The sequence below is a fragment of the Shewanella sp. GD04112 genome (assembly GCF_029835735.1).
GTDB lineage: Bacteria > Pseudomonadota > Gammaproteobacteria > Enterobacterales > Shewanellaceae > Shewanella.
Map to the genome: position 1 here is coordinate 3,743,637 of NZ_JAOEAL010000001.1, position 20,014 is coordinate 3,763,650.

General features: G+C 48.0%; 22 protein-coding genes. 14 read left to right on the plus strand and 8 right to left on the minus strand.

The window, feature by feature from the left end; translation table 11 throughout:
* Positions 1-621 (minus strand): metalloregulator ArsR/SmtB family transcription factor, encoded by a 621-nt coding sequence (locus tag N7386_RS16505; protein WP_011623744.1) that lies wholly within the window; start codon positions 619-621, stop codon positions 1-3.
* Positions 622-767: 146 nt separating this feature from the next.
* Between N7386_RS16505 and N7386_RS16510 the strand changes: the two genes are divergently transcribed.
* The 3 genes from N7386_RS16510 to N7386_RS16520 all read left to right on the plus strand — a co-directional run bounded on the left by N7386_RS16510 (position 768) and on the right by N7386_RS16520 (position 2,464).
* Positions 768-1,382 carry an NAD(P)H-dependent oxidoreductase gene (locus tag N7386_RS16510; protein WP_088210379.1) on the plus strand — a complete coding sequence of 205 codons (615 nt, stop codon included), beginning with the start codon at positions 768-770 and terminating at the stop codon, positions 1,380-1,382.
* 50 nt (positions 1,383-1,432) lie between these two features.
* A complete protein-coding gene (locus N7386_RS16515; RefSeq protein WP_279769758.1) occupies positions 1,433-1,849 on the plus strand; it encodes a VOC family protein in 417 nt (138 codons plus the stop codon).
* 144 nt (positions 1,850-1,993) lie between these two features.
* A complete protein-coding gene (locus N7386_RS16520) occupies positions 1,994-2,464 on the plus strand; it encodes a YcxB family protein (protein WP_279769759.1) in 471 nt (156 codons plus the stop codon).
* A gap of 81 nt (positions 2,465-2,545) precedes the next feature.
* On the opposite strand, the gene N7386_RS16525 is transcribed toward N7386_RS16520, so the two are convergent.
* A complete protein-coding gene (locus N7386_RS16525) occupies positions 2,546-3,115 on the minus strand; it encodes a GPR1/FUN34/YaaH family transporter (RefSeq protein WP_089067174.1) in 570 nt (189 codons plus the stop codon).
* A 751-nt stretch (positions 3,116-3,866) separates the two neighbouring features.
* On the opposite strand from N7386_RS16525, the gene N7386_RS16530 reads away from it, so the two are divergent.
* The 5 genes from N7386_RS16530 to N7386_RS16550 all read left to right on the plus strand — a co-directional run bounded on the left by N7386_RS16530 (position 3,867) and on the right by N7386_RS16550 (position 7,722).
* A complete protein-coding gene (locus tag N7386_RS16530) occupies positions 3,867-4,103 on the plus strand; it encodes a hypothetical protein (protein WP_011718003.1) in 237 nt (78 codons plus the stop codon).
* A 346-nt stretch (positions 4,104-4,449) separates the two neighbouring features.
* Entirely contained in the window at positions 4,450-5,313 is an 864-nt protein-coding gene (locus tag N7386_RS16535; protein ID WP_126511762.1) for a MipA/OmpV family protein, read from the plus strand.
* Positions 5,314-5,339: 26 nt separating this feature from the next.
* The gene (locus N7386_RS16540) at positions 5,340-5,732 is read left to right on the plus strand and encodes a DUF3019 domain-containing protein (RefSeq protein WP_164717969.1); all 393 of its coding nucleotides are present in this window, start codon (positions 5,340-5,342) and stop codon (positions 5,730-5,732) included.
* The gene (locus N7386_RS16545) at positions 5,732-6,445 is read left to right on the plus strand and encodes a winged helix-turn-helix domain-containing protein (protein WP_011073412.1); all 714 of its coding nucleotides are present in this window, start codon (positions 5,732-5,734) and stop codon (positions 6,443-6,445) included. Before N7386_RS16540 ends, N7386_RS16545 begins: the two co-directional genes overlap by 1 nt.
* Positions 6,446-6,453: 8 nt before the next feature.
* A complete protein-coding gene (locus tag N7386_RS16550) occupies positions 6,454-7,722 on the plus strand; it encodes an ATP-binding protein (protein WP_279769764.1) in 1,269 nt (422 codons plus the stop codon).
* A 28-nt stretch (positions 7,723-7,750) separates the two neighbouring features.
* On the opposite strand, the gene N7386_RS16555 is transcribed toward N7386_RS16550, so the two are convergent.
* A complete protein-coding gene (locus N7386_RS16555; RefSeq protein WP_088210376.1) occupies positions 7,751-8,059 on the minus strand; it encodes a DUF1289 domain-containing protein in 309 nt (102 codons plus the stop codon).
* Positions 8,060-8,216: 157 nt separating this feature from the next.
* Between N7386_RS16555 and N7386_RS16560 the strand changes: the two genes are divergently transcribed.
* Positions 8,217-8,753 (plus strand): DUF4136 domain-containing protein, encoded by a 537-nt coding sequence (locus N7386_RS16560; RefSeq protein WP_279769767.1) that lies wholly within the window; start codon positions 8,217-8,219, stop codon positions 8,751-8,753.
* A gap of 178 nt (positions 8,754-8,931) precedes the next feature.
* On the opposite strand, the gene cysM is transcribed toward N7386_RS16560, so the two are convergent.
* A complete protein-coding gene (gene cysM / locus N7386_RS16565) occupies positions 8,932-9,810 on the minus strand; it encodes a cysteine synthase CysM (RefSeq protein WP_279769769.1) in 879 nt (292 codons plus the stop codon).
* A 208-nt stretch (positions 9,811-10,018) separates the two neighbouring features.
* Between cysM and cysP the strand changes: the two genes are divergently transcribed.
* The 4 genes from cysP to N7386_RS16585 all read left to right on the plus strand — a co-directional run bounded on the left by cysP (position 10,019) and on the right by N7386_RS16585 (position 14,061).
* Positions 10,019-11,026, plus strand: a complete 1,008-nt coding sequence (gene cysP / locus N7386_RS16570) for a thiosulfate ABC transporter substrate-binding protein CysP (RefSeq protein ID WP_279769771.1) — start codon at positions 10,019-10,021, stop codon at positions 11,024-11,026.
* A gap of 183 nt (positions 11,027-11,209) precedes the next feature.
* On the plus strand, positions 11,210-12,055 hold the full coding sequence (gene cysT, locus N7386_RS16575) for a sulfate/thiosulfate ABC transporter permease CysT (protein ID WP_088210373.1): 846 nt from the start codon (positions 11,210-11,212) through the stop codon (positions 12,053-12,055).
* A gap of 9 nt (positions 12,056-12,064) precedes the next feature.
* Complete coding sequence (gene cysW, locus N7386_RS16580) at positions 12,065-12,934, plus strand: sulfate ABC transporter permease subunit CysW (protein WP_011627003.1); 870 nt, start codon at positions 12,065-12,067, stop codon at positions 12,932-12,934.
* A complete protein-coding gene (locus N7386_RS16585) occupies positions 12,931-14,061 on the plus strand; it encodes a sulfate/molybdate ABC transporter ATP-binding protein (protein ID WP_279769774.1) in 1,131 nt (376 codons plus the stop codon). Before cysW ends, N7386_RS16585 begins: the two co-directional genes overlap by 4 nt.
* A 123-nt stretch (positions 14,062-14,184) precedes the next feature.
* Here N7386_RS16585 and N7386_RS16590 read toward each other — a convergent pair whose 3' ends face one another.
* From N7386_RS16590 to N7386_RS16605, 4 genes are all read right to left on the minus strand, one after another.
* Positions 14,185-15,330 (minus strand): HlyD family secretion protein, encoded by a 1,146-nt coding sequence (locus N7386_RS16590; protein WP_279769776.1) that lies wholly within the window; start codon positions 15,328-15,330, stop codon positions 14,185-14,187.
* Position 15,331: 1 nt separating this feature from the next.
* Complete coding sequence (locus N7386_RS16595) at positions 15,332-15,748, minus strand: DUF3302 domain-containing protein (protein ID WP_279769778.1); 417 nt, start codon at positions 15,746-15,748, stop codon at positions 15,332-15,334.
* Between the two features lie 511 nt (positions 15,749-16,259).
* On the minus strand, positions 16,260-16,715 hold the full coding sequence (locus tag N7386_RS16600; protein ID WP_279769779.1) for a hypothetical protein: 456 nt from the start codon (positions 16,713-16,715) through the stop codon (positions 16,260-16,262).
* Positions 16,716-16,948: 233 nt separating this feature from the next.
* Complete coding sequence (locus tag N7386_RS16605; RefSeq protein WP_279769781.1) at positions 16,949-18,436, minus strand: AAA family ATPase; 1,488 nt, start codon at positions 18,434-18,436, stop codon at positions 16,949-16,951.
* Between the two features lie 217 nt (positions 18,437-18,653).
* Between N7386_RS16605 and purT the strand changes: the two genes are divergently transcribed.
* The gene (gene purT / locus N7386_RS16610; protein ID WP_279769782.1) at positions 18,654-19,829 is read left to right on the plus strand and encodes a formate-dependent phosphoribosylglycinamide formyltransferase; all 1,176 of its coding nucleotides are present in this window, start codon (positions 18,654-18,656) and stop codon (positions 19,827-19,829) included.
* Positions 19,830-20,014: the final 185 nt, after the last annotated feature.

Genomic DNA, 20,014 nt, shown 5'->3' on the forward strand with positions numbered 1-20,014 from the left:
CTAAGATAAAGGCGCAATGCGATAGGCGCAGCGACGGGCGCCGTCGATGATATGCTCTTCACGGCTCACTGTGGCGATATCGGCAAATAATTGCTGGAATTGTTGCAGTTCGGAGCGGCAAAAGTTTTGGCATTTAGTTGCTGCGCTGCAAATTGGGCAGTGATTCTCAAGCAACCAGAAAACGCCATCCGCTTGTTCCTGCGTCGCCATATAGCCTTCGAGGGTTCGCAGCTCCACCAGTTTCGTTAAACGACTGGCAATATCCGTCATGCCGAGCATCGCGCTGCGATACTGCTGCATAGCGGTTTGCTCCCTATGCTCAATCAGTTTATCCAAACCTTGATCGCCAAATATCATTTTAACGGAATCAATCAATTGCAAACTAAGCTCACTGTGGCGGTCGGCAAAGTGAGTCCGACTCTGCTCCGTTAATCCCCAATACCGGGTTGGGCGTCCACGGCCTTCGACTCTATCTTCAATATCGACATCACCCGCATCCTCTAAGGCCTGCAAATGCTGCCGAACCCCCATAGTGGTCAGGGCCAGTTCTTCCGCTAGGGTCTTTGCCGTTAAAGGACCATGCAGCTTAAGTAATTGAATAATCTTATCAGTGGTTTTCATATGCGCTCTCCGCTCTTCGCCTCGGATTATCCCTCAATCGCCCACCTTTTAACAGAATAAATAAAGTTTTTTATTTATTTTACTCTTTACAAGATTAAATAAAGCAATTACCTTATAAATAATTTATAAACAAATAGGTTTACATAATGAACTTACTCATCATCAGCACTAGCCAAAGAGCTCACTCACAAAGCGCTAAAGTCGCGAGATACATAGCCGAAACCAGTTTTTTATCGCCCCATAGTGTCGGTTACGACGCTATCCATCACTTAGAGCTTTGCCAGTTCAATCTGCCATTTTGGGACGGTGAAGAGGACAACAAGGGCGAACATTGGCCCGAGATTGAACAAAGAGTAGATGCTGCGGATGCCCTGGTTTTGATTACGCCCGAATGGGGTGGAATGGCATCGCCACTGCTTAAAAACTTCCTGTTGATGTGTAGCCGTCAGGAAACCGCCCATAAGCCGGTGTTGTTGATTTCAGTTTGTAGCGGCATTAGCGGTGCCTACCCCATTGTGGAAGTCAAAATGAATGCACTCAAAAACAATAAATTAGTGCCGATTCCCGACCATTTGATCATCCGTAATGTCGAGAATGTACTCAACGCTACGCCCCAAGGTACGCGGGATATCGACCTCAGGGAAAGAGTGCAATACAGCCTGTTTATGTTGCATCAATATGCCCAAGCCTTAGCGCCGATACGCCAACGCCATGTTCATCAACCCTACCCCAAGCAGCAGGAATACTGCTATGGTATGTAAGCAGCTTGGATGTTTATCACTCTGACTAAAATCATTACAAGGAACGCATCATGATCTATTTAGAACACATCAACCTAGTCGTTGACGACATCCCCAAAGCACTCACTTTTTATCAAGCCGCCTTCCCCCATTGGCGCGTCCGTGGCGGAGATAAAGGGACTTGGTACGGCAAGCCACGCAATTGGATCCACTTTGGCGATGATTATCAGTACATTGCCTTTAGCGATAACGGTGAGGGCGAAAACCGTGACTTAACGGGCCATCAAATTGGCTTAGCCCATTTTGCCTTTGTGGTGAATGATTTAGATGCCGTGATAGCAAGACTAACCCAAGCTGGTTTTCCGATAGCCAAAGATGGCATGGAAGATCCTTTCCGGCGCAATATTTACTTCTTCGATGCCCATGGTTTTGAGGTCGAGTTTGTGGAGTATCTCAGCGATCTGCCCAACGAACGCAATCGTTATTAAGTGCTAATCCTAAGGCGACGGGATACATAAATTCAGTATTCCTCGCCTTATGGACTCCTTAGATCCAACCCTAAAAATCGTTACTTTGACAGGCTAAACCGCTAAACTAGCGCACAATCAGGCTTTCCAATATTAGATAACTCGATGACAACACCTTATTGTTATTCCACTACTTATATCTTAGATAAAGCACATTTTGACGAGTGTTATACCCAGTCAGTTAAACCCGACCCCACGCTCAAACCTTACTATAAGGCCATGGGGTTTGGACTCATTGGGATTGCACTGATTTTTGCGGATGTCAGCCTCTATTTGGCCTATTTCTTTGTCGGACTCGGGGTGATTGAAGCCTTGAATGTGAAATACAACAAAGCCTGGTGGTTGATGCGGCAGATGATGAGCAAGGCCGCCAATAATGAAGTCACGCTTATCGTGGATGAACAAGGGATTAGCACCCAGTCACAATACGTTAAAAGCCAAATCCTTTGGACGGATATTTACCGTATTGTGCCAACGGAAAAGGGTTTTCTAATCACCCATAAAACCGGCACCAGTTATATTTCCAATCGCAGTTTAGATGAGGCCTGTAGCGCATTTATTAAATCAAAAATCTAACCTAAACGGCACAGGCTTTCAAAAACAAAAAGGCTGAATCATTCAGCCTTTTTGTTAAATACTAAATATCAATAATGACGCTTAAGCCTTTGCTTTTAACTCGCCAATCGGCAAAATCGTGCGGCCATATTCATTGTTGAGCACTTGCGCCATGGCAAAGTAAATCGCACTCGCGCCACAGATAATCCCTTCAAAACCCGCGATAGTGCCAATCAAGGCGCTGCCAGTGAAATCTCTTGCCGCCAACAGGAAGAACAAAATGGTGAGCGAGGCAAACACAAACTGTTTCGCTCTTGGGTAGCGTAGCGAACCCACGAACATAAAAGCAGTAAAGATCCCCCACAGGGTTAAATACCATCCCATAAAGTGGGTTGGGCTCGCCGCAATTCCGGCATTAGGCATTAAAATCAGTCCGACTAAGGTTAGCCAAAATAAACCGTAGGAGGTAAATGCGGTTGTCCCAAAGGTATCACCCCGCATAAAACACATAATGCCGACAATGATTTGGCCGAGTCCGCCATAGAAAATGCCCATAGCTAAGATCATTGCATCAATCGGAAAATAACCCGCATTGTGAATGTTCAGCAGGATAGTCGTCATACCAAAGCCCATTAAACCTAATGGAGCAGGATTCGCCAGTTGAGTCGACACAGAAAGTCCCCAAAATAAATAAGTTAATCTCAGTACCTAGCCTAGTCCTAGATACTTATTGTTTTATAAAAAGCGGCGAATTTTAGATAACTACCAAAGGGATCACAATCAAAATATCAATACCAAACAAAAACAATAATTAATCGATAAAAATCATACAGATAAAAACAATTAAACCAAATTAAACCAAATTAAACCTAAAGTTTAAAAATTAATCCAATAAGATTCAAACAACTACAAAACATCGACACAAAGAGTGCGCCACATCTGATTTATCGGTTAATTTTGCTCGGCTTCAAACTTCCCATTTTCCCTCCTAAAAATAACGTTAGCCCGCGTAGGGATAAAGCCTCAAAAACATTAACTTCATCCCATAACGCTATCAAAGATGAGATAAGTCTAGTTTTAGACAAATTCATAACATTTAGACGCGTGTAGCAAGGAAACTTAAGCCATTTTAGAGAGTCTTAATAGAAGCAGCCAAAGCTTGGCGCAAGAGTGGACGCGATTGAGTGGCGACCGATTGAGTGGCATTGTGCGGCGAATTCATCTTTGCAAAACAGGTCTCAACCGTCGATAAAATTGCCCATAAAATGGGCGACTTTTGCTGGCAAAAATGGCTCACCAAATTAGCGAAAAATTATTTATATCTAAAAAATAATAGCAGTGATAGATTGCTATCTGTTGACGCAGCGGCATGATGGGAAACCAGTTAGGCTGTTGTTAACTATCAATAACTAAAGGAAATAAAATGAAAACCTTATCAGCTGTTATCACACTGTCGGCACTTATGAGTTTCGCAACCTTTGCCGACGAATCGACTCTTCCACCCGCCCCTGCAAATGATATCGCTCAACTGACAGAAGTGTGCCAACAAATGGCCTCTGAAGATCAGGTCGAAAATGCCGAGCTTAAGCAATACGTGCTCGACTGCGTGAATGACCAGCTTACTGAAATGGGTTATCAAACCGTCAAAGAACTTAACTGATCGTTTTTACTTCCTTTAGCCTATAAGCTCTTTCGGGTTTTAGCGCCTTGTCCTGATGCCATTCACATTCTGAATGGCATTTTTATTGGCAATAAGCAAGTCGCCAACAATCACCACAACAAAAGCCAACAGATAAGACACAAAAATCCAACCGCGAAAAAAGTGTTAAACGACGGCCTCTGAGGCTTTTATTTTGTCTTTCAATTGATTGCGTAATCTACATATCAGCTATTTATATGATATCTGTATCATTTTGCATCCCTTCAGGTGAAAGCACTGTGGATTTAAGCATAAAATGCTAATCTGTTGACCATTACCGACCGACATTACACCCGAACGCAAAATCATGTATCGAAGACTGTTTATCTTACTCGCCGCACTTAGCCTACCTTCAATAGGAATGGCGAAAGAGCCGTGCGTCACTAAAGATGAATGCATTGAAATGCGTAACTGGGATTTAGGCGTGGCGGTCGGCTGGGGACAAAAGACCAATCCATTGCGGGATTTTGATGATATTCCGGTCTTTTTTATTCCGACCGTAGCTTACTATGGTGAACATTGGTTTTTTGATAATGGCAACTTAGGCTATAGCCTGCTCGAGAAGCCTAATTTCAGCTTAAATTTAGTCACTAGCTACAGCATGGACAGGGCATATTTTTATCGCTGGGATCCCTCGAATATTTTTTTGAAGCGCAGTTCACAGGAAGAGGCCAAGATGCTCGCCACCAATACGGCCCTCAGCACTGAGCCTGATCCCGTATTCAACTCCTTAGAATCGCGAAATTTTACCATGCTGGGCGGCGCCGAAGCCTTTATTTATAGCCCGTTAGGTGTAGTTAGATTAGCCTACACCCATGATATGTTTAACGTACATCAAGGCGCTGAAGCGCAAATAAAATGGACCTATGGTTGGCATTTAACCCGCTGGGTTATGGATATGTCGCTCGTATTTGATTGGAAGAGTACCAATGTCGTCGACTATTACTATGGTGTACGCCCGAGTGAAAACACTTATTGGAGCCAACATTACCATGCCGATGCAGGTTGGAATAAAGGAATAGAAATGACAGCCCGTTATATCTTAACTGATAACTGGGATCTGCTGTTTGCGTTCCGCTACACACAACTTGCAGACGAAATTGCCGCCAGCCCCTTGCTCGATCAAGACTATAGCAGCACATATTTTATTGGCGCAGCGTATAGGTTCTGACACTAGTGACTCCCCTTCATATCAGGATGCTGTGCTGGTTAGGCCTAAGCGTGAGCTTGATGGGGCCAAGCCATGTACTTGCCGCATCGGATGAAGAGTCAAAGTTAAAACTGACCCCGGAAATTTGTATCACAGGAGATGAAAGCCAAGCCTGTGAGATCCGTGTCGAGTTACAGTGGCAACTCGCCCACGACGAGCTAGTCTGTATCTTGTCCGATAATAACGCCTATCCCAAATGGTGTAGCGAATCGTTAGAGCAACACGAAATCACTTTGAATATTAGTACATTAAACGATATTCAATTTGTCTTAGTGAGTAAGGACACCAATCAAACACTGGCTGGAGCCAAATTAAAAATCACGTCAACCTCGCAGCCTCAGGTGCGCAGACGTTACCGTAACCCTTGGAGTTTATTTTAATGACGAATCCACAATCACCCCACAGAGTGTTATTGGTTGAAGACGATGTCCGTCTTGCGAATTTAATCGTAGATTATTTGAAATCCCACGGCATGCACGTAGAAGTCGAGCGCCGCGGTGACACAGTCCTAACCCGCTTAATCAACTATAAGCCCGATATCATACTGTTAGACATTATGTTGCCAGGTATCGATGGCCTAAGCCTGTGTGAAAAGCTGCCCGATTACTTTGCCGGCCCCATCCTACTGATGAGCGCTCTGGGCTCTAGCGAAGATCAAATCAAAGGGCTAGAACTCGGCGCCGACGACTACGTGGTGAAACCCGTCGACCCAGCACTATTGGTTGCCCGTATCAACAACCTATTACGTCGCCAAAACCAACCGCCTCAGGCCGAATCCCACTGCCTGACCTTTGGTAAGCTGAGCATCGATCCCCACACCCATGCTATCCGCCTCGACAACAAAGAAGTCGACCTCACCAGCCATGAGTTTGAACTCCTGTGGTTGCTGGCCTCGCAGGCGGGACAAGTGCTGAGCCGTCAGTACATCTATCAATTACTGCTTAACATTGATTTTGATGGTAAAGATAGAAAGATAGACGTGCGCATTTCAAGGCTGCGTAAAAAGCTCAACGACAATATTGAAACCCCCTTCAGAATTAAAACCGTCTGGGGACAGGGTTATCTCTTCGCCCCCGAGGCTTGGAACAACTAAGAGCTCCCGTGAAACGTCTCTTTATCAGCTTATATTTACTGCTGAGCCTCAGTTTTCTAGGCATAGGCTGGACACTGGACAGCCTGTGGCAGAAAAATGTGGATGAAAATAATGCGTTAGACGCTCCTCTGGTTGCGTTAGCCCAGTTGCTAACCCAGCTACCAGAGGAGAATCGTAACGCCTATCTTGAGGCGCTGCCCAGCCATGATCAGTTGCCCCTCAATCTGCTCAGCCCAGATCAAATCGCGCTAGCCAAAGACCAACAGCTCACACCCAATCATGTGGTTACCACCACAACCAGCGAGGGCGAGCAATTCCAGTTTATTCAGGTAGGCGAGCAAGTGTTAATGGCGGGTCCCATCGAGATAGACCCTAGAGCCTCGCTGCGTAATCTGTTTACGTTGTTTTTCTATCTCTCGCTGGCGTTAGTTGCACTGATTTGGGTCGGCCCGCTGTCGCGGGATTTAAGCATTTTACGTAAGGCCACCAAGGATTTTGGCGAGGCCAAATGGGATACACGCATTAGCCTCTCAAACCGCTCACAGGTTAAACCCTTAGCGAACACCTTTAATGAAATGGCGCGCCATATCAGTGCGTTAATCGAAAACCAAAAACATTTATCCAATGCGGTTTCTCACGAGATCCGCACACCACTCGCGCGACTGAAATTCGCCCTCGCCTTAATGCCCATGTACTGCCAGCCCGATTCTGACGAACAAAAGCGTCAGGACTTTCTCAATGAGATGCAACTCGACATTAAGGAAATGGAAAACCTGCTGCAGGAACTGCTGACTTACGCCAGTCTAGAGGCTCAGCGCGAAGGCACACCTTTAGATGAATACGATCTGCTTAGCTTAGTAAACCAGAGCATCAAACGCTTAAGCAGCTTAAGTGATACCCCCATCCACTTACAGGCGGAGATGGCGACTCTACCTTTAGTCGGCGAACCCGCTCTGATTGAACGCGCCCTGCAAAACCTGCTGACCAACGCCCAGCGTTTTGCTCGCCAACAAATATTGATTGAAGTCTGCCAAACCCCGCAAAGGGTGACTTTGAGCGTGAGCAATGATGGAGAGCCTATTCCCGAGGTGGATTTACCTATGGTGTTCGAGCCCTTTTATCGCAGCCAATCGGTGCAAAATGGTAACAAGGGTCATGGCTTAGGTCTGGCGATTATCAAACGAATTATGCAGCGTCATCAGGGCGAAGTGAGCGTCAGCAGCAATCCCACTCAAACGCGTTTTACCTTAAGCTGGCCGAAGAAACGGGAAATTTAACGCCTTTAATCATGCTCTTAAAATAAGCTTACTCCTCGAGGTCAAAATCCCCAAGGTCTAACTCAGCGGCGTCTTGCGGCTCAAAATCGAGTTGCGGGTTAAGCGCCGCCCTCTCCTGCTCAAGTGCCTGCTGACGGGCTTTATATAAGGCCAACTGACGCCGACGTTTACGTTGATGGCATAAACGGATCACATCGTGCTTTTGGGCATCGGTAAAATGCAACCAATTGAATCGCTCCTCACGATTACGCAGGCAACCTTTGCAATAGCCACGGGCATCGGTTTGACACACACCGATGCAGGGGCTAGGTATTTCGAAAAAGGCTAACTGTTCCATGATGTTGAGCGACTCTACCAGTTAAGCATCTAAAATACGTGACCTTAGATACACAAGTAAAACAATACAAAAATTAAACACTTTTCACTAAATTACTTGCAGTCTTACTGTTAATCAAGGCACATTGAACAGAGTTTGTACAACTTGGAGTGCCATCATGGGATACAAAAATATCGCCAGTCTGTTTGTCGCCTTGGTCTTCGTCAGCGCCTGCAGCAGTAAGCCGAAAAATGATTACGATATCAATTACGACTTTAAGGCATTACAGAGCTTCACCCAGCTCGCTCCCCAGCCTAGCGACGACCCACTCAGCGCCCAGCGCATTCAAACCGAAATCACCCAACAATTAAGCCAAAAAGGCTTTACCGAAAATGCCTCATCCCCCGATTTTAAAGTCGCCTATGGCTTACTGACCCAAGACAAACCCAAAGACTCAGGCCTATCCATAGGCTTAGGCACGGGCAGTTTTGGCCGTTCTGGCGGCATTGGCGTAGGTACGAGCGTCGGCGTGCCGCTTGGCAGTGACACGGCAAAAATCCAAACTATTCAAATTGATATTATCGACACTAAAACCAATAAGCTGATTTGGCGCGGCGCTGATAGTTTCGATTTTGATGGAGGCGGCGATAAAAAAGCTCAAGACACAGCCAAAGCCGTTAGCCGGATTTTGGCGCAGTTTCCACCGCAGCCATAAGCCTGATTAAAACGTCGCAGATTGATCTGATGGCGGTTAGCCCTTGATGGTTTAAACCTTAATGACTTTAACCATTAATGGCTTAAACCACTGTGGTTTATACAATAGCCAATAAAAATGGGCGATGAACGCCCATTTTTATTGCCGAAGAAAAGACAAATTTCTATCTAGGTTAGGGTTAAGAAAATAACCCAGATGATAGATAACGGTCGCCCCTATCGCACACAATTGCGACCACAACGGCCCCCGGATTCAGCCTCGCAATCTCGAGCGCCGCAAACACAGCACCGCCGGAACTCACGCCAGCACAAATACCTTCTTCACGGGCCAAGGTTCTTGCCATGGCTTTCGCGTCTTGCTCCTCAATGTCCATCACGGTATCGACACGGGCAGCATCAAAAATACCCGGTAGGTATTCCTGCGGCCAGCGGCGGATCCCCGGAATCGAACTGCCATCGGCGGGTTGTAGCCCGACAATGGTGACATCGGGATTGCGGCTCTTTAAGTATTTCGACACACCCATAATAGTGCCAGTGGTACCCATGCTAGAGACAAAATGAGTGATCATACCTTGGCTTTGCTGCCAAATTTCGGGACCAGTGGTCTGGAAATGGGCGTTGGCGTTATCTTGATTATTGAACTGATCCAGCACCTTGCCTTTGCCTTGTGCCTGAAGATCTAAGGCTAAATCGCGCGCGGCTTCCATATTGTCCACCAACAGCAACTCGGCGCCATAGGCCTGCATGGCATCCTTACGCTCCTGGGTCGAATTCGACGGCATAATCAGGATCATCTTGTAGCCTTTAATCGCCGCAGCCATGGCTAGGGCGATGCCTGTATTGCCACTGGTAGCTTCAATCAGGGTATCCCCGGGGGCAATCTCTTGGCGAAGCTCCGCCTGAATAATCATATTCAGCGCCGCACGATCCTTTACCGAGCCAGCAGGGTTATTCCCCTCCAGCTTTAACAATACCGTTGAGCTACCACAATCAAGCCGCTGCAAACGCACCAGCGGAGTTTGCCCAATACAGGCTTCAATAGTCGGAAAGTCAGACACTCGGTTATCCTTTATTTGATAAAAGCGACTCAGTATTCGAGTATTTTAAGATGCTTGGACGCAACAAACACGTGAATATCACCAACGGCATACAATTAATCGCTCATAGTTATTCAAAAAAGTTCTATTTATGTGGCTTTTTATAAATAAAATCTTCTATTACTCTATTCCTATACACTGACACAGTTGCCAGATTAAGGAGTACAAAATGCCAGTAAAATTCACTAAAGCCCTGCTGGGAACCCTATTACTGGGAACCTCCCTCAATGTGGCAGCCGCCGATCAGACACTATTAAATTCCTCATACGATATCGCGCGGGAATTATTTAATGCCTATAACCCTGTTTTTGCTAAACATTGGCAAGAACAAACCGGCAAGACCGTTGAAATCAAGCAATCCCATGCGGGTTCTTCCGCTCAGGCTCGCTCGATTCTGCAGGGCTTACCCGCCGATGTGGTGACCTTTAACCAAGTCACCGATGTGCAAATTCTGCATGACCGCGGCAAGTTAATCCCAGAAAACTGGCAACAACTGCTGCCGAATGCCAGCTCACCTTACTACTCTACCATCGCGTTTTTGGTGCGTAAGGGCAATCCAAAGCAAATCAGCGACTGGAATGATTTAGCTAAAGATGACGTTAAGCTGGTGTTCCCGAACCCAAAAACCTCGGGTAATGCGCGCTACACCTACTTAGCAGCCTTAGGTTATGCCCAGAAAAACTTTGGCAAAGATAATCAAGCCTCATTAGATGAGTTCTTGAAGAAGTTCCTCGGTAACGTTGCTGTATTCGATACAGGCGGCCGTGGTGCAACCACGTCGTTTGTTGAGCGTGGCATCGGCGATGTGCTGATCACCTTCGAATCTGAAGTGAACAATATCCGTCAGCAATATGGTGCCGATGATTACCAAGTTGTCGTGCCTAAAACCTCGATTCTTGCGGAATTCCCCGTTGCCGTCGTTGAGAAAAACGCAAAGCGTAACGGCACACAAGAACTCGCGACCGAGTATTTAAACTATCTTTACAGCGAAGAAGCACAACGTTTATTAGCCGGATTTAACTACCGCGTTCACAACGAGAAGGTTGTTGCCGAATTTACCAAACAGTTCCCAGCGGTTGAGTTAATGACCGTTGAGCAAATCATAGGTAACTGGGACAACGCCATGAAGACCCAATTTGCCAATGGCGCCAAACTGGATCAGTTATTAAAACGTTGATCATCCGCTTGGGTACCTAAGTCACCAAATCCACAACCCGGGCAATGTCCCGGGTTTTGTGGTTATATCGCGGCAACGGACAAGGTCGCTATCACAAGTTGTCTTTATCGCGATTGAGCAATAACGTGCTAATGGCATAATAATATTGGATTAACTCCATTAACCTTATCGGGTGGTTATTCAGTGATATTTAATAATGGGCGCTTACGCCACAAGCGGGTTTTGCCGGGGTTTAGTATCAGCCTAGGTGTGTCTTTGCTGTTTGTCAGCTTGATCCTCCTGCTCCCCACCACAGGCCTGATTATGCAAACCAGCCAGATGAGCTGGGCCGAGTATTGGGGCGTGATTGCCGATCCCCGCGTGCTGGCAAGTTATAAAGTCACTATTTTATCTGCACTGGCCGCCTCCCTGTTTAACTGTCTTTTTGGCCTGTTACTCGCCTGGGTATTGGTGCGTTACGAGTTTCCGGGTAAGCGCATCCTCGATGCCTTAGTCGATTTACCCTTTGCCTTACCCACAGCCGTTGCGGGTATCACCTTAGCGACCCTGTACGCCGAGAACGGCCAGATTGGTAGCCTGTTGGCCGAAATCGGGATCAAAGTGGCCTACACGCCATTGGGGATTGTGGTTGCGATGATCTTCACCAGCATTCCCTTCGTGGTGCGAACCGTTCAGCCCGTATTGGAAGAGTTATCCCACGATGAAGAAGAAGCCGGCATGACCTTAGGCGCAACCGATGGCGCCGTGTTTTGGCGGGTGATTTTACCTTCCCTCTGGCCAGCCTTAGTGGTCGGTACAGCACTGTCTTTTACCCGCAGTCTGGGTGAGTTTGGTGCGGTGATCTTTATCGCAGGTAATATGCCCTACATCAGTGAAATCACCTCCCTGATGATTTTCGTTCGTCTACAGGAATTTGATTTTGCCGGCGCCAGCGCCATTGCCTCCGTCGTGCTGCTGACCTCGCTGTTGCTGCTACTGCTGATTAACCTGTGGCAGGCGCGTTATTTACGCCGCATTCACGGCCGATAAGGAGCCACCATGAACTCATTTAAACCTTTAAGAGTCGGTGAAGCGCCCCTCATCAAATGGAGCCTAATCACCCTAGCCGTGTTCTTGGCAATGGTGTTGTTGCTACTGCCCTTAGTCAGTATTTTCCAGCAGGCCTTCGTCGGTGGTTGGGAGCGTTATATCGAGCATCTCAGTCAACCCGACTCACTCCACGCCATCGGGTTGACCCTTATGGTCGCGGCGCTGACCGTGCCGATTAACTTAGTGTTTGGGGTACTGCTCGCCTGGAGCGTAACGCGCTTTGAGTTTCCCGGGCGTAAGTTACTCATCACCTTGATTGATATTCCCTTTGCCGTATCGCCGGTGGTCGCAGGCTTGCTCTATCTGCTGCTTTACGGCAACAGTGGCTGGCTCGGCGCTTGGCTGTTTGAGCACGATTTACAGATCATGTTTGCCTGGCCGGGGATTCTGTTAGTCACCATTTTCGTGACCTGTCCCTTTGTTGCCCGAGAATTAATCCCATTGATGCAGCAACAGGGCGCATCGGAGGAGGAAGCCGCGGTTATTCTTGGCGCTTCATGGTGGCAACTGTTTCGCCGCGTGACTCTGCCCAATATCAAGTGGGCGCTGATTTATGGGGTGATCCTCACCAATGCCAGAGCCGTGGGCGAGTTTGGTGCCGTTGCCGTAGTATCAGGCAATATTCGCGGTGAAACCAACACCTTACCTTTGCATGTGCAATTACTTTACGAAGATTATCAGGCCGAAGCCGCCTTCGCGAGCGCATCACTGCTTGCCTTGATCGCCCTATGTACCTTACTGCTAAAAGCCTTAGTAGAGTGGCGCCAACAACGCAGCTTATCCGCCAATGACAACCAAGAGCAGAGCCAATCATTATGAGTATTCGTTTAACTAATATTTCCAAAAAATTTGGCCAATTTCAGGCGCTCTCGCCGCTCAATCTGGATATTCAAGAAGGTGAGATGATAGGTCTTCTCGGCCCTTCTGGCTCGGGTAAAACCACCCTATTGCGGATTATTGCCGGCCTTGAGGGCGCAGATAGCGGTCAAATCCATTTCGGCAATCGCGATGTGACCCAAGTGCATGTGCGTGACCGCAGAGTCGGGTTTGTGTTTCAAAACTACGCCCTATTCCGCCATATGACAGTCGCCGACAACGTCGCCTTTGGGCTCGAAGTCATTCCGAAAAAACAGCGCCCGTCGAAGGCCGAAATCCAAAAGCGCGTCAGCCATTTACTCGAAATGGTGCAACTTGGCCACCTAGCGCAGCGCTACCCTGAGCAGCTCTCGGGCGGACAAAAACAGCGTATCGCCTTGGCACGCGCCTTAGCGACTCAGCCCGAAGTACTGTTGCTCGATGAGCCCTTTGGCGCCCTCGATGCCAAGGTGCGTAAAGAACTGCGCCGCTGGTTGCGCAGTCTTCACGATGAGCTGAAATTCACGAGCGTGTTTGTGACCCACGATCAGGACGAAGCCTTAGAGCTTTCCGATAGAGTGGTGGTGATGAGCAACGGCAATATCGAGCAGGTCAATACTCCGATTGAGTTGTACGCCCAGCCCAATAGCCGCTTTGTGTTTGATTTTTTAGGTAACGTCAATCGGTTTGAAGCGAGCTGGCAACAAAATCGTTGGACTAATGGTGATGCCTTCTTAGTGCCGCCAGAGCAAGCGCCACTGCAACAACACGGCGCGCTCTATGTGCGTAGCCATGAGCTGGCACTGGCGGATAAGCCCAACAGCCAAGCCCATATTCCCTTTACCATAGTGGCAATTACACCGGTTGGCGCAGAAGTGCGAGTCGAACTGGCGCCTATCGGCTGGCAGAGTGAAGAACTGTGGGAAGCCACCTTTACCCACCATCATCTGCAAGAATTAGGACTGCAAAAAGGCAGTGTGGTCTACGCCACCCCAAGAACGGCTTATTTCTTTGGTGAACAAGGTGATGGCTCGCCTGTGCGCCAAAGCTGGCCCTTCCTTCCGCCGGGCAGCTTGGCCTTCGATATTTAATCGCAGCCAGTATTCATCTGCTGCACATAACAAAAAAGCGCTGACAAAATTGTCAGCGCTTTTTTTATTCACTCTTGGCAGCTTAACACCAGCTCCGAGCGAAGTCGTTAGCGTAAAACTCCACTAGTGCCCATCGAAGAACAGATAGTTTAGCCAGCCCTGCATCCGCAGCAGCACTTTGCGCATCACGGCCACATGATGGAAATGTTCAGTGTACACAGCCACTTGTCCCGCAACGCCCGCCGGGAATTGGCGGCGTATCGCATCATCTTCAATATCGATTAATACGATAACTCGGCCACTTTGGAACAACTGATTAGACGATTGCAGCGTGCCATTCATCTGGATCTCGCCTTCGGCCATCGCGGGGAGTACCTTAGCGACTTTGCCCTTAAACACTTGCCCGGGCGCCGCATCTAATACCACTTCCGCCTCATCCCCTTCCTGTAATCGCAGCAGGGAGTTTTGCCAGAATGCGCCAGCAAAATAACGCTGCTCCTCGGGGATAAAACTCATCACCGGCCGTAAAGGCAAAGGCACCGCCATTGCACCTGGGCGCAGCGCCATTTGAGTCACAATACCATCGGCTGGTGCCCGCACGACGGTTTGCTCGAGATTATAGAGCGCGCTTTCAAGATCCCCCTGAAGCCCAGCGACCTTAGAATTTACCCCATCCACATTGGACTCATAGGCAAGACGTGCGCGTAACTCTTCGGCCTGCGCAGCCGTTAATTGAGCCTCAGAGGCTAAAAACAGTTGGCGGCGATTATCTAATTCCAGCGCAGTGAAGGGAGAATTTGCCCCGCCTTTACGATGGCCTTGCTCATAACGGTCATAGGCCGATTTATTGCGCTCCCTGTCGGCAGCCACTCTGGCCACATTCGCCTTGGCAGCTTCCCAAGCCGCTGCAAGTTGTGGCACCTCCTGCTCCGCCGCTAACAGTGCAGCTCTTTTGCGTTTTACCACGGCCTCAAAGGGAACAGGGTCGATTCGAAACAGCACATCCCCTTGTTTCATCGGCGTATTTGGCTTAGCTTCCACCGAGATCACTAAACCTTTTACCGCAGGTGTAATCGGGATAGTGACATAGTATTCCCGCGCGAAACGAGAATAGGGATGGTTGTAGTTCATGATAAGTAGCAGCGCCCCAATCAACACTACGCCTCCTAATACGGCGGTCGGCACTGTCCATTTATTCATTGGGATCTTAAACACTTTAAAAATCACAATGCAGATCGAGGCGTAGGTTAATATCAGTAGTAAATCCATGTTACACCTCGGCTTTTGGGCTAGTTTCGGTCACACTGGCTTCTGTGGGTATAGCCTCGGATTGCTTCACCACCGCAGGTTTGGCTGTCGATTCCAGTTGTTCAAGCTTTGCCTGCAAGGCCAATACCGTTTCCCTTAGCGCTTTAACATCATCCTCCAATGCCTGCTCGCGCTTCATCACGGTATTAAAGCCCCACCCCCGGTCCTCTCGATACAAGGTCGCCCAAATCCACAGAAACGGCCAAAGGGCATGCAAGGTAAATAAACTGACCCAGCCCGCGATATGCAATGCATCCTGCTGGGGATGATTGCGCTTTTTCGCGATTTCATAGGGGATGTCGTGAATGGCAATCACGCCATAAAAGATCACCACTATGACAAAAAACAAAATGCCTAAGGCAAAATAATCCAAAAACATGTTCAACTCCCACTCCCTTCCCGCTCTTTATTTCGGTTAGAAATCAATCCCCTTGCCGAAACCGCCCTTTGCCAACCGTGCCTATCAATGTGCAGCACAATATAGTTCTACACCATGAAAACAAATTCGCAACAAATCCATCTAAATAGCTTGACCCAAAACACAATTGTTTATTCCGATACGACTAATGGCCTTAAAAGTGCACTATCAGTAACGACCAATTGCGATAACTAAGGTGGGATTGTTGTTTGCCGAATGCAGCAAATAACAGGAAAGGAATCTTTAAAAGCCTAGGCCTTTACCTCTTGTATCGAGAAGGCGCGTAGCATGAGTGAGCAGCGCGTAACGTAAGCAAAGACAAGATTTGCAGGAAGCTAATGTCAGCTTAGGTTTCTATTGGTTTTCATAAGTTAACACTTGATGTAGAGGCGCAGGATAGCAATGTCACTGCTCCACAATGCAGAGTATTACGCCAAGAACCACAACAGCAAAGTATTTAACTTCAAGCGAGTTAACCTCTTTCTTGCCACTGACACTCGACTAAATTGAATTCATAGTGGCTATCATGGGGGGCGATATTGGCGTTTAATTTAAAGCTTTGACCGCCCGCGGCAATCCAGCACTTGGAGAACCATTCAATAAGCGCGTTTGTTGCAATCTGCCAAGGGTCAAGATCTTCATCCTTTTCGATATATTCCTCTTCAAATTCATCGGGATAAACATGGTCTATGTCGAGTAAATGAGGATTAACTGGCGATGGGTATGCGGCCTTGCCATCGATATCCATAAAAAATACCCGCACAGGAAATTGGGATGAAAAACCATCGACAAAGACTTCAAATGCCAGCGTGACCACCTTTTGGGGATAATCATGCGCAATCAATTGCTTAAGAACGGGCTGTAACTCATCGGTGAGATTGTCTAAGTAGACACCGACTTTTTCTGTAAACTCTTGCTCGAAACTCATCTCTTCCCTGCTTATCATGCGGTACGACTCGAACGGCAAATATTACTCAAGCTAAAAACTTGCCATTAAAACTGAAAAATAATCCATATCGACCAGCAAGTTAACACCGACTGCGCTGATATCCAACTCTTTCCCAACCAAAAGCCACCACTGAAATTTAAAGTCGTTTTATGGCGAATAAGGCTCGGCCCCATACGCAGCCATAACACAATCAGTGATAGTGGGTTAAGTTGCTACTCATGGGCATTGACTGTGCGTCCTGCGGCCCATTGTCTTAGGGCATTAATCTTATCGCCCATCACTATGGATAAAGGTTTGGTTTTGGTCAGTTCTTCTAACAACATGTCTTGGTCAAGATTGCGCGCTAAACTGCGGGCGCTGTACATGGCGGCGATAACGGCTTGCTCGATTTCAGCTCCCGAAAACCCTTGGCTGTGGCGCGATAGCTGCGCAAGGTCGAGCCGAGTCACATCAATACTGCGGCGCTGGCAATGGATCAGGAAAATCGCCTTACGTATGGCTTCGTCGGGTAAATCGACAAAGAAGATTTCATCCATTCGCCCCTTACGCATCAGCTCTGGCGGCAGGGCTTGAATATCGTTGGCAGTGGCGACCACAAATACCTCGGACTTACGCTCTGCCATCCAAGTTAATAGAGTGCCAAGAATGCGGGTCGAAGTGCCCTCATCACTGCTACTGCCGCTTAAGCCTTTCTCTATTTCATCAATCCAAAGGATACAGGGCGACATCATATCGGCCAGCTCGAGGGCGTTGCGCAGATTCTTTTCAGTTTCACCTATGTATTTGTTATATAAGGCGCCCATATCGAGCCTGAGCAAGGGTCGTTGCCATACGCCCGCGACTGCTTTGGCCGCAAGGCTCTTACCGCTGCCCTGCACTCCGAGTAATAACACGCCTTTTGGCGCATCGGGTTGTACCGTAGCCTTGTCATCTGTGGTTGCCTGCGTCGCTGGCGCGCGCTGCTTTAACCATTTCTTGAGATTATGTAATCCAGCAATCTGCGAAAAATCACTGGTGTCGTACTCAAATTGCAGCACACCGTTGAGATCGAGTAATTGGAATTTGGCTTTGTTGATAAGGTCCACATCCGAATGGGTAATGGCGCCATCATCCACAATGGCTTTGTGGATCAACCGTCTGGCATCATCTAAGGTCACACCGCGCAGGTTTTCCGCCAGTTTAACCACGGCTTTATCATCCACAGTGAGCGGCATGCCTTGGCCGCGCACTTTATCCACTTCAAGGTAAATCAAGTTCTCAAGCTGGGAGGTACTCGGCAGGGTGAGCTGAAAATAGGCGCAATAACGCTTAATTTCGGGCGGGATCTCAAAGGCATGACTCACCAGCACCAGCGTGTGTTGCAGCGCATCGTATTCGAGGGCGATTTCTTTGAGTAGCCGAACATTCTTTGGCGCATCAACCACAAAGGGATGAAAATCACAGAGCACATAGATGCCCTGCTGAGTCGTCGATTTAATCTGCCCTAGGATATCGCTAGGTTCAGTATTAAATTTCTGCGCCGCCATGGGTTTATCGACCCGCGTCAACCCTTGGGTAATGCTCCAAGTAAATAAGGGCTGATAGAGCACATTCGCCACCCGCTTAAGCATGTCTACAACACGGTATTCCTCATAGGTTTCAATCACTACGATGGGCGTTTTAGAACGTAGTACAGCGGTTAAATCGCGAATGTCTTGCATCTTAGGTTTCCATAATCCGTTATGAAACGAAAAGTTAACATAAAACACCGCCACAAACAGGATTTTTACCAGGCCCAAACACTAATCGCTCTTAAATAGCTTGATCGAAAACACAGTTGTTAATTTCAGTCTCATGCTTTAGCGCCAATCGGGGTAAACTATGGCCCAAGAACGTCCAAAGGCGTCAATTATCCCATTATAAAAAGGTACCCACACCATGATAGGAACTCCCTACACAGAGGGCGCTCGACGCGCCATGTTGCTTGGCTGCGGTGAGCTAGGTAAAGAAGTCGCCATCGAGCTACAACGCTTAGGTGTTGAAGTGATTGGCGTCGATCGTTATCCCAATGCCCCTGCCATGCAAATTGCCCATCGCTCCCATGTGATCAATATGCTCGATGCAAAAGCGCTTCGCGCCATTATCGAGCTAGAAAAGCCCCACTTAGTGATCCCCGAAATTGAAGCTATCGCCACTCAAACCTTAGTTGAGATGGAAGCCGAAGGCCTCAATGTCGTGCCGACAGCGCGCGCGACTCAGCTGACCATGGACAGAGAAGGCATTCGTCGCCTCGCCGCCGAAACCTTAAGCCTACCGACCTCGCCCTATTTCTTCTGCGACACTGAAACCGAATTTAATCAAGCCATTGGCAAGATTGGTGTGCCCTGCGTAGTCAAACCCGTGATGAGTTCATCGGGCAAGGGCCAAAGCGTTATCCGTGATGTATCCCAAAGCGCCAAAGCCTGGCAATACGCCCAAGAAGGCGGCCGCGCGGGCGGTGGCCGTGTGATTGTCGAAGGCTTTATCCCCTTCGATTACGAAATTACCCTGCTGACCATTAGCGCAGTGAATGGCATCCACTTCTGCGCGCCAATTGGCCACAGACAAGAAGACGGCGACTACCGCGAGTCATGGCAACCTCAAGCCATGTCGGCCGACGTGCTAGCAAAATCCCAAGCAATCGCCAGCAAAGTGGTGGAAGCCCTCGGAGGTTACGGCTTATTTGGTGTTGAGTTATTTGTTAAGGGCAGTGATGTCTACTTCTCTGAAGTCTCGCCTCGTCCGCACGATACCGGCTTAGTCACCTTAATTAGCCAAGATTTATCCGAGTTTGCATTGCATGTTAGGGCGATTCTTGGTCTACCGATTCCAAATATCCACCAACATGGCCCCAGCGCTTCGGCGGTAGTATTGGTGGAAGGCAAATCGAAAAACATTCGCTATCAAGGTCTTGCCGACGCCTTGGCGGCGGAGAATACTCAGCTCAGATTATTCGCTAAGCCTGAAATCGATGGTCGCCGCCGTTTAGGGGTTGCCCTCGCCCGCGATAAGAATATCGAAAGCGCAGTCAACAAAGCGTTGGATAGTGCATCTAAGGTAAAAGTGATTTTCTAGGCTTATATGCTTAACGACTTGTCACCGACAACTTAGTGTTCAGTACCGCGCCCAGCAATAGTGCTGGGCGCGTTATTAAGGCACTTAAGCCGAGTTAACCGCCATCTCTTATTCACTCAAATTGATTTCGCGTCTAATGCAAAAGCCTGATACAATCCAAGGTGGTTTTGAGGCATAGTAGTCCT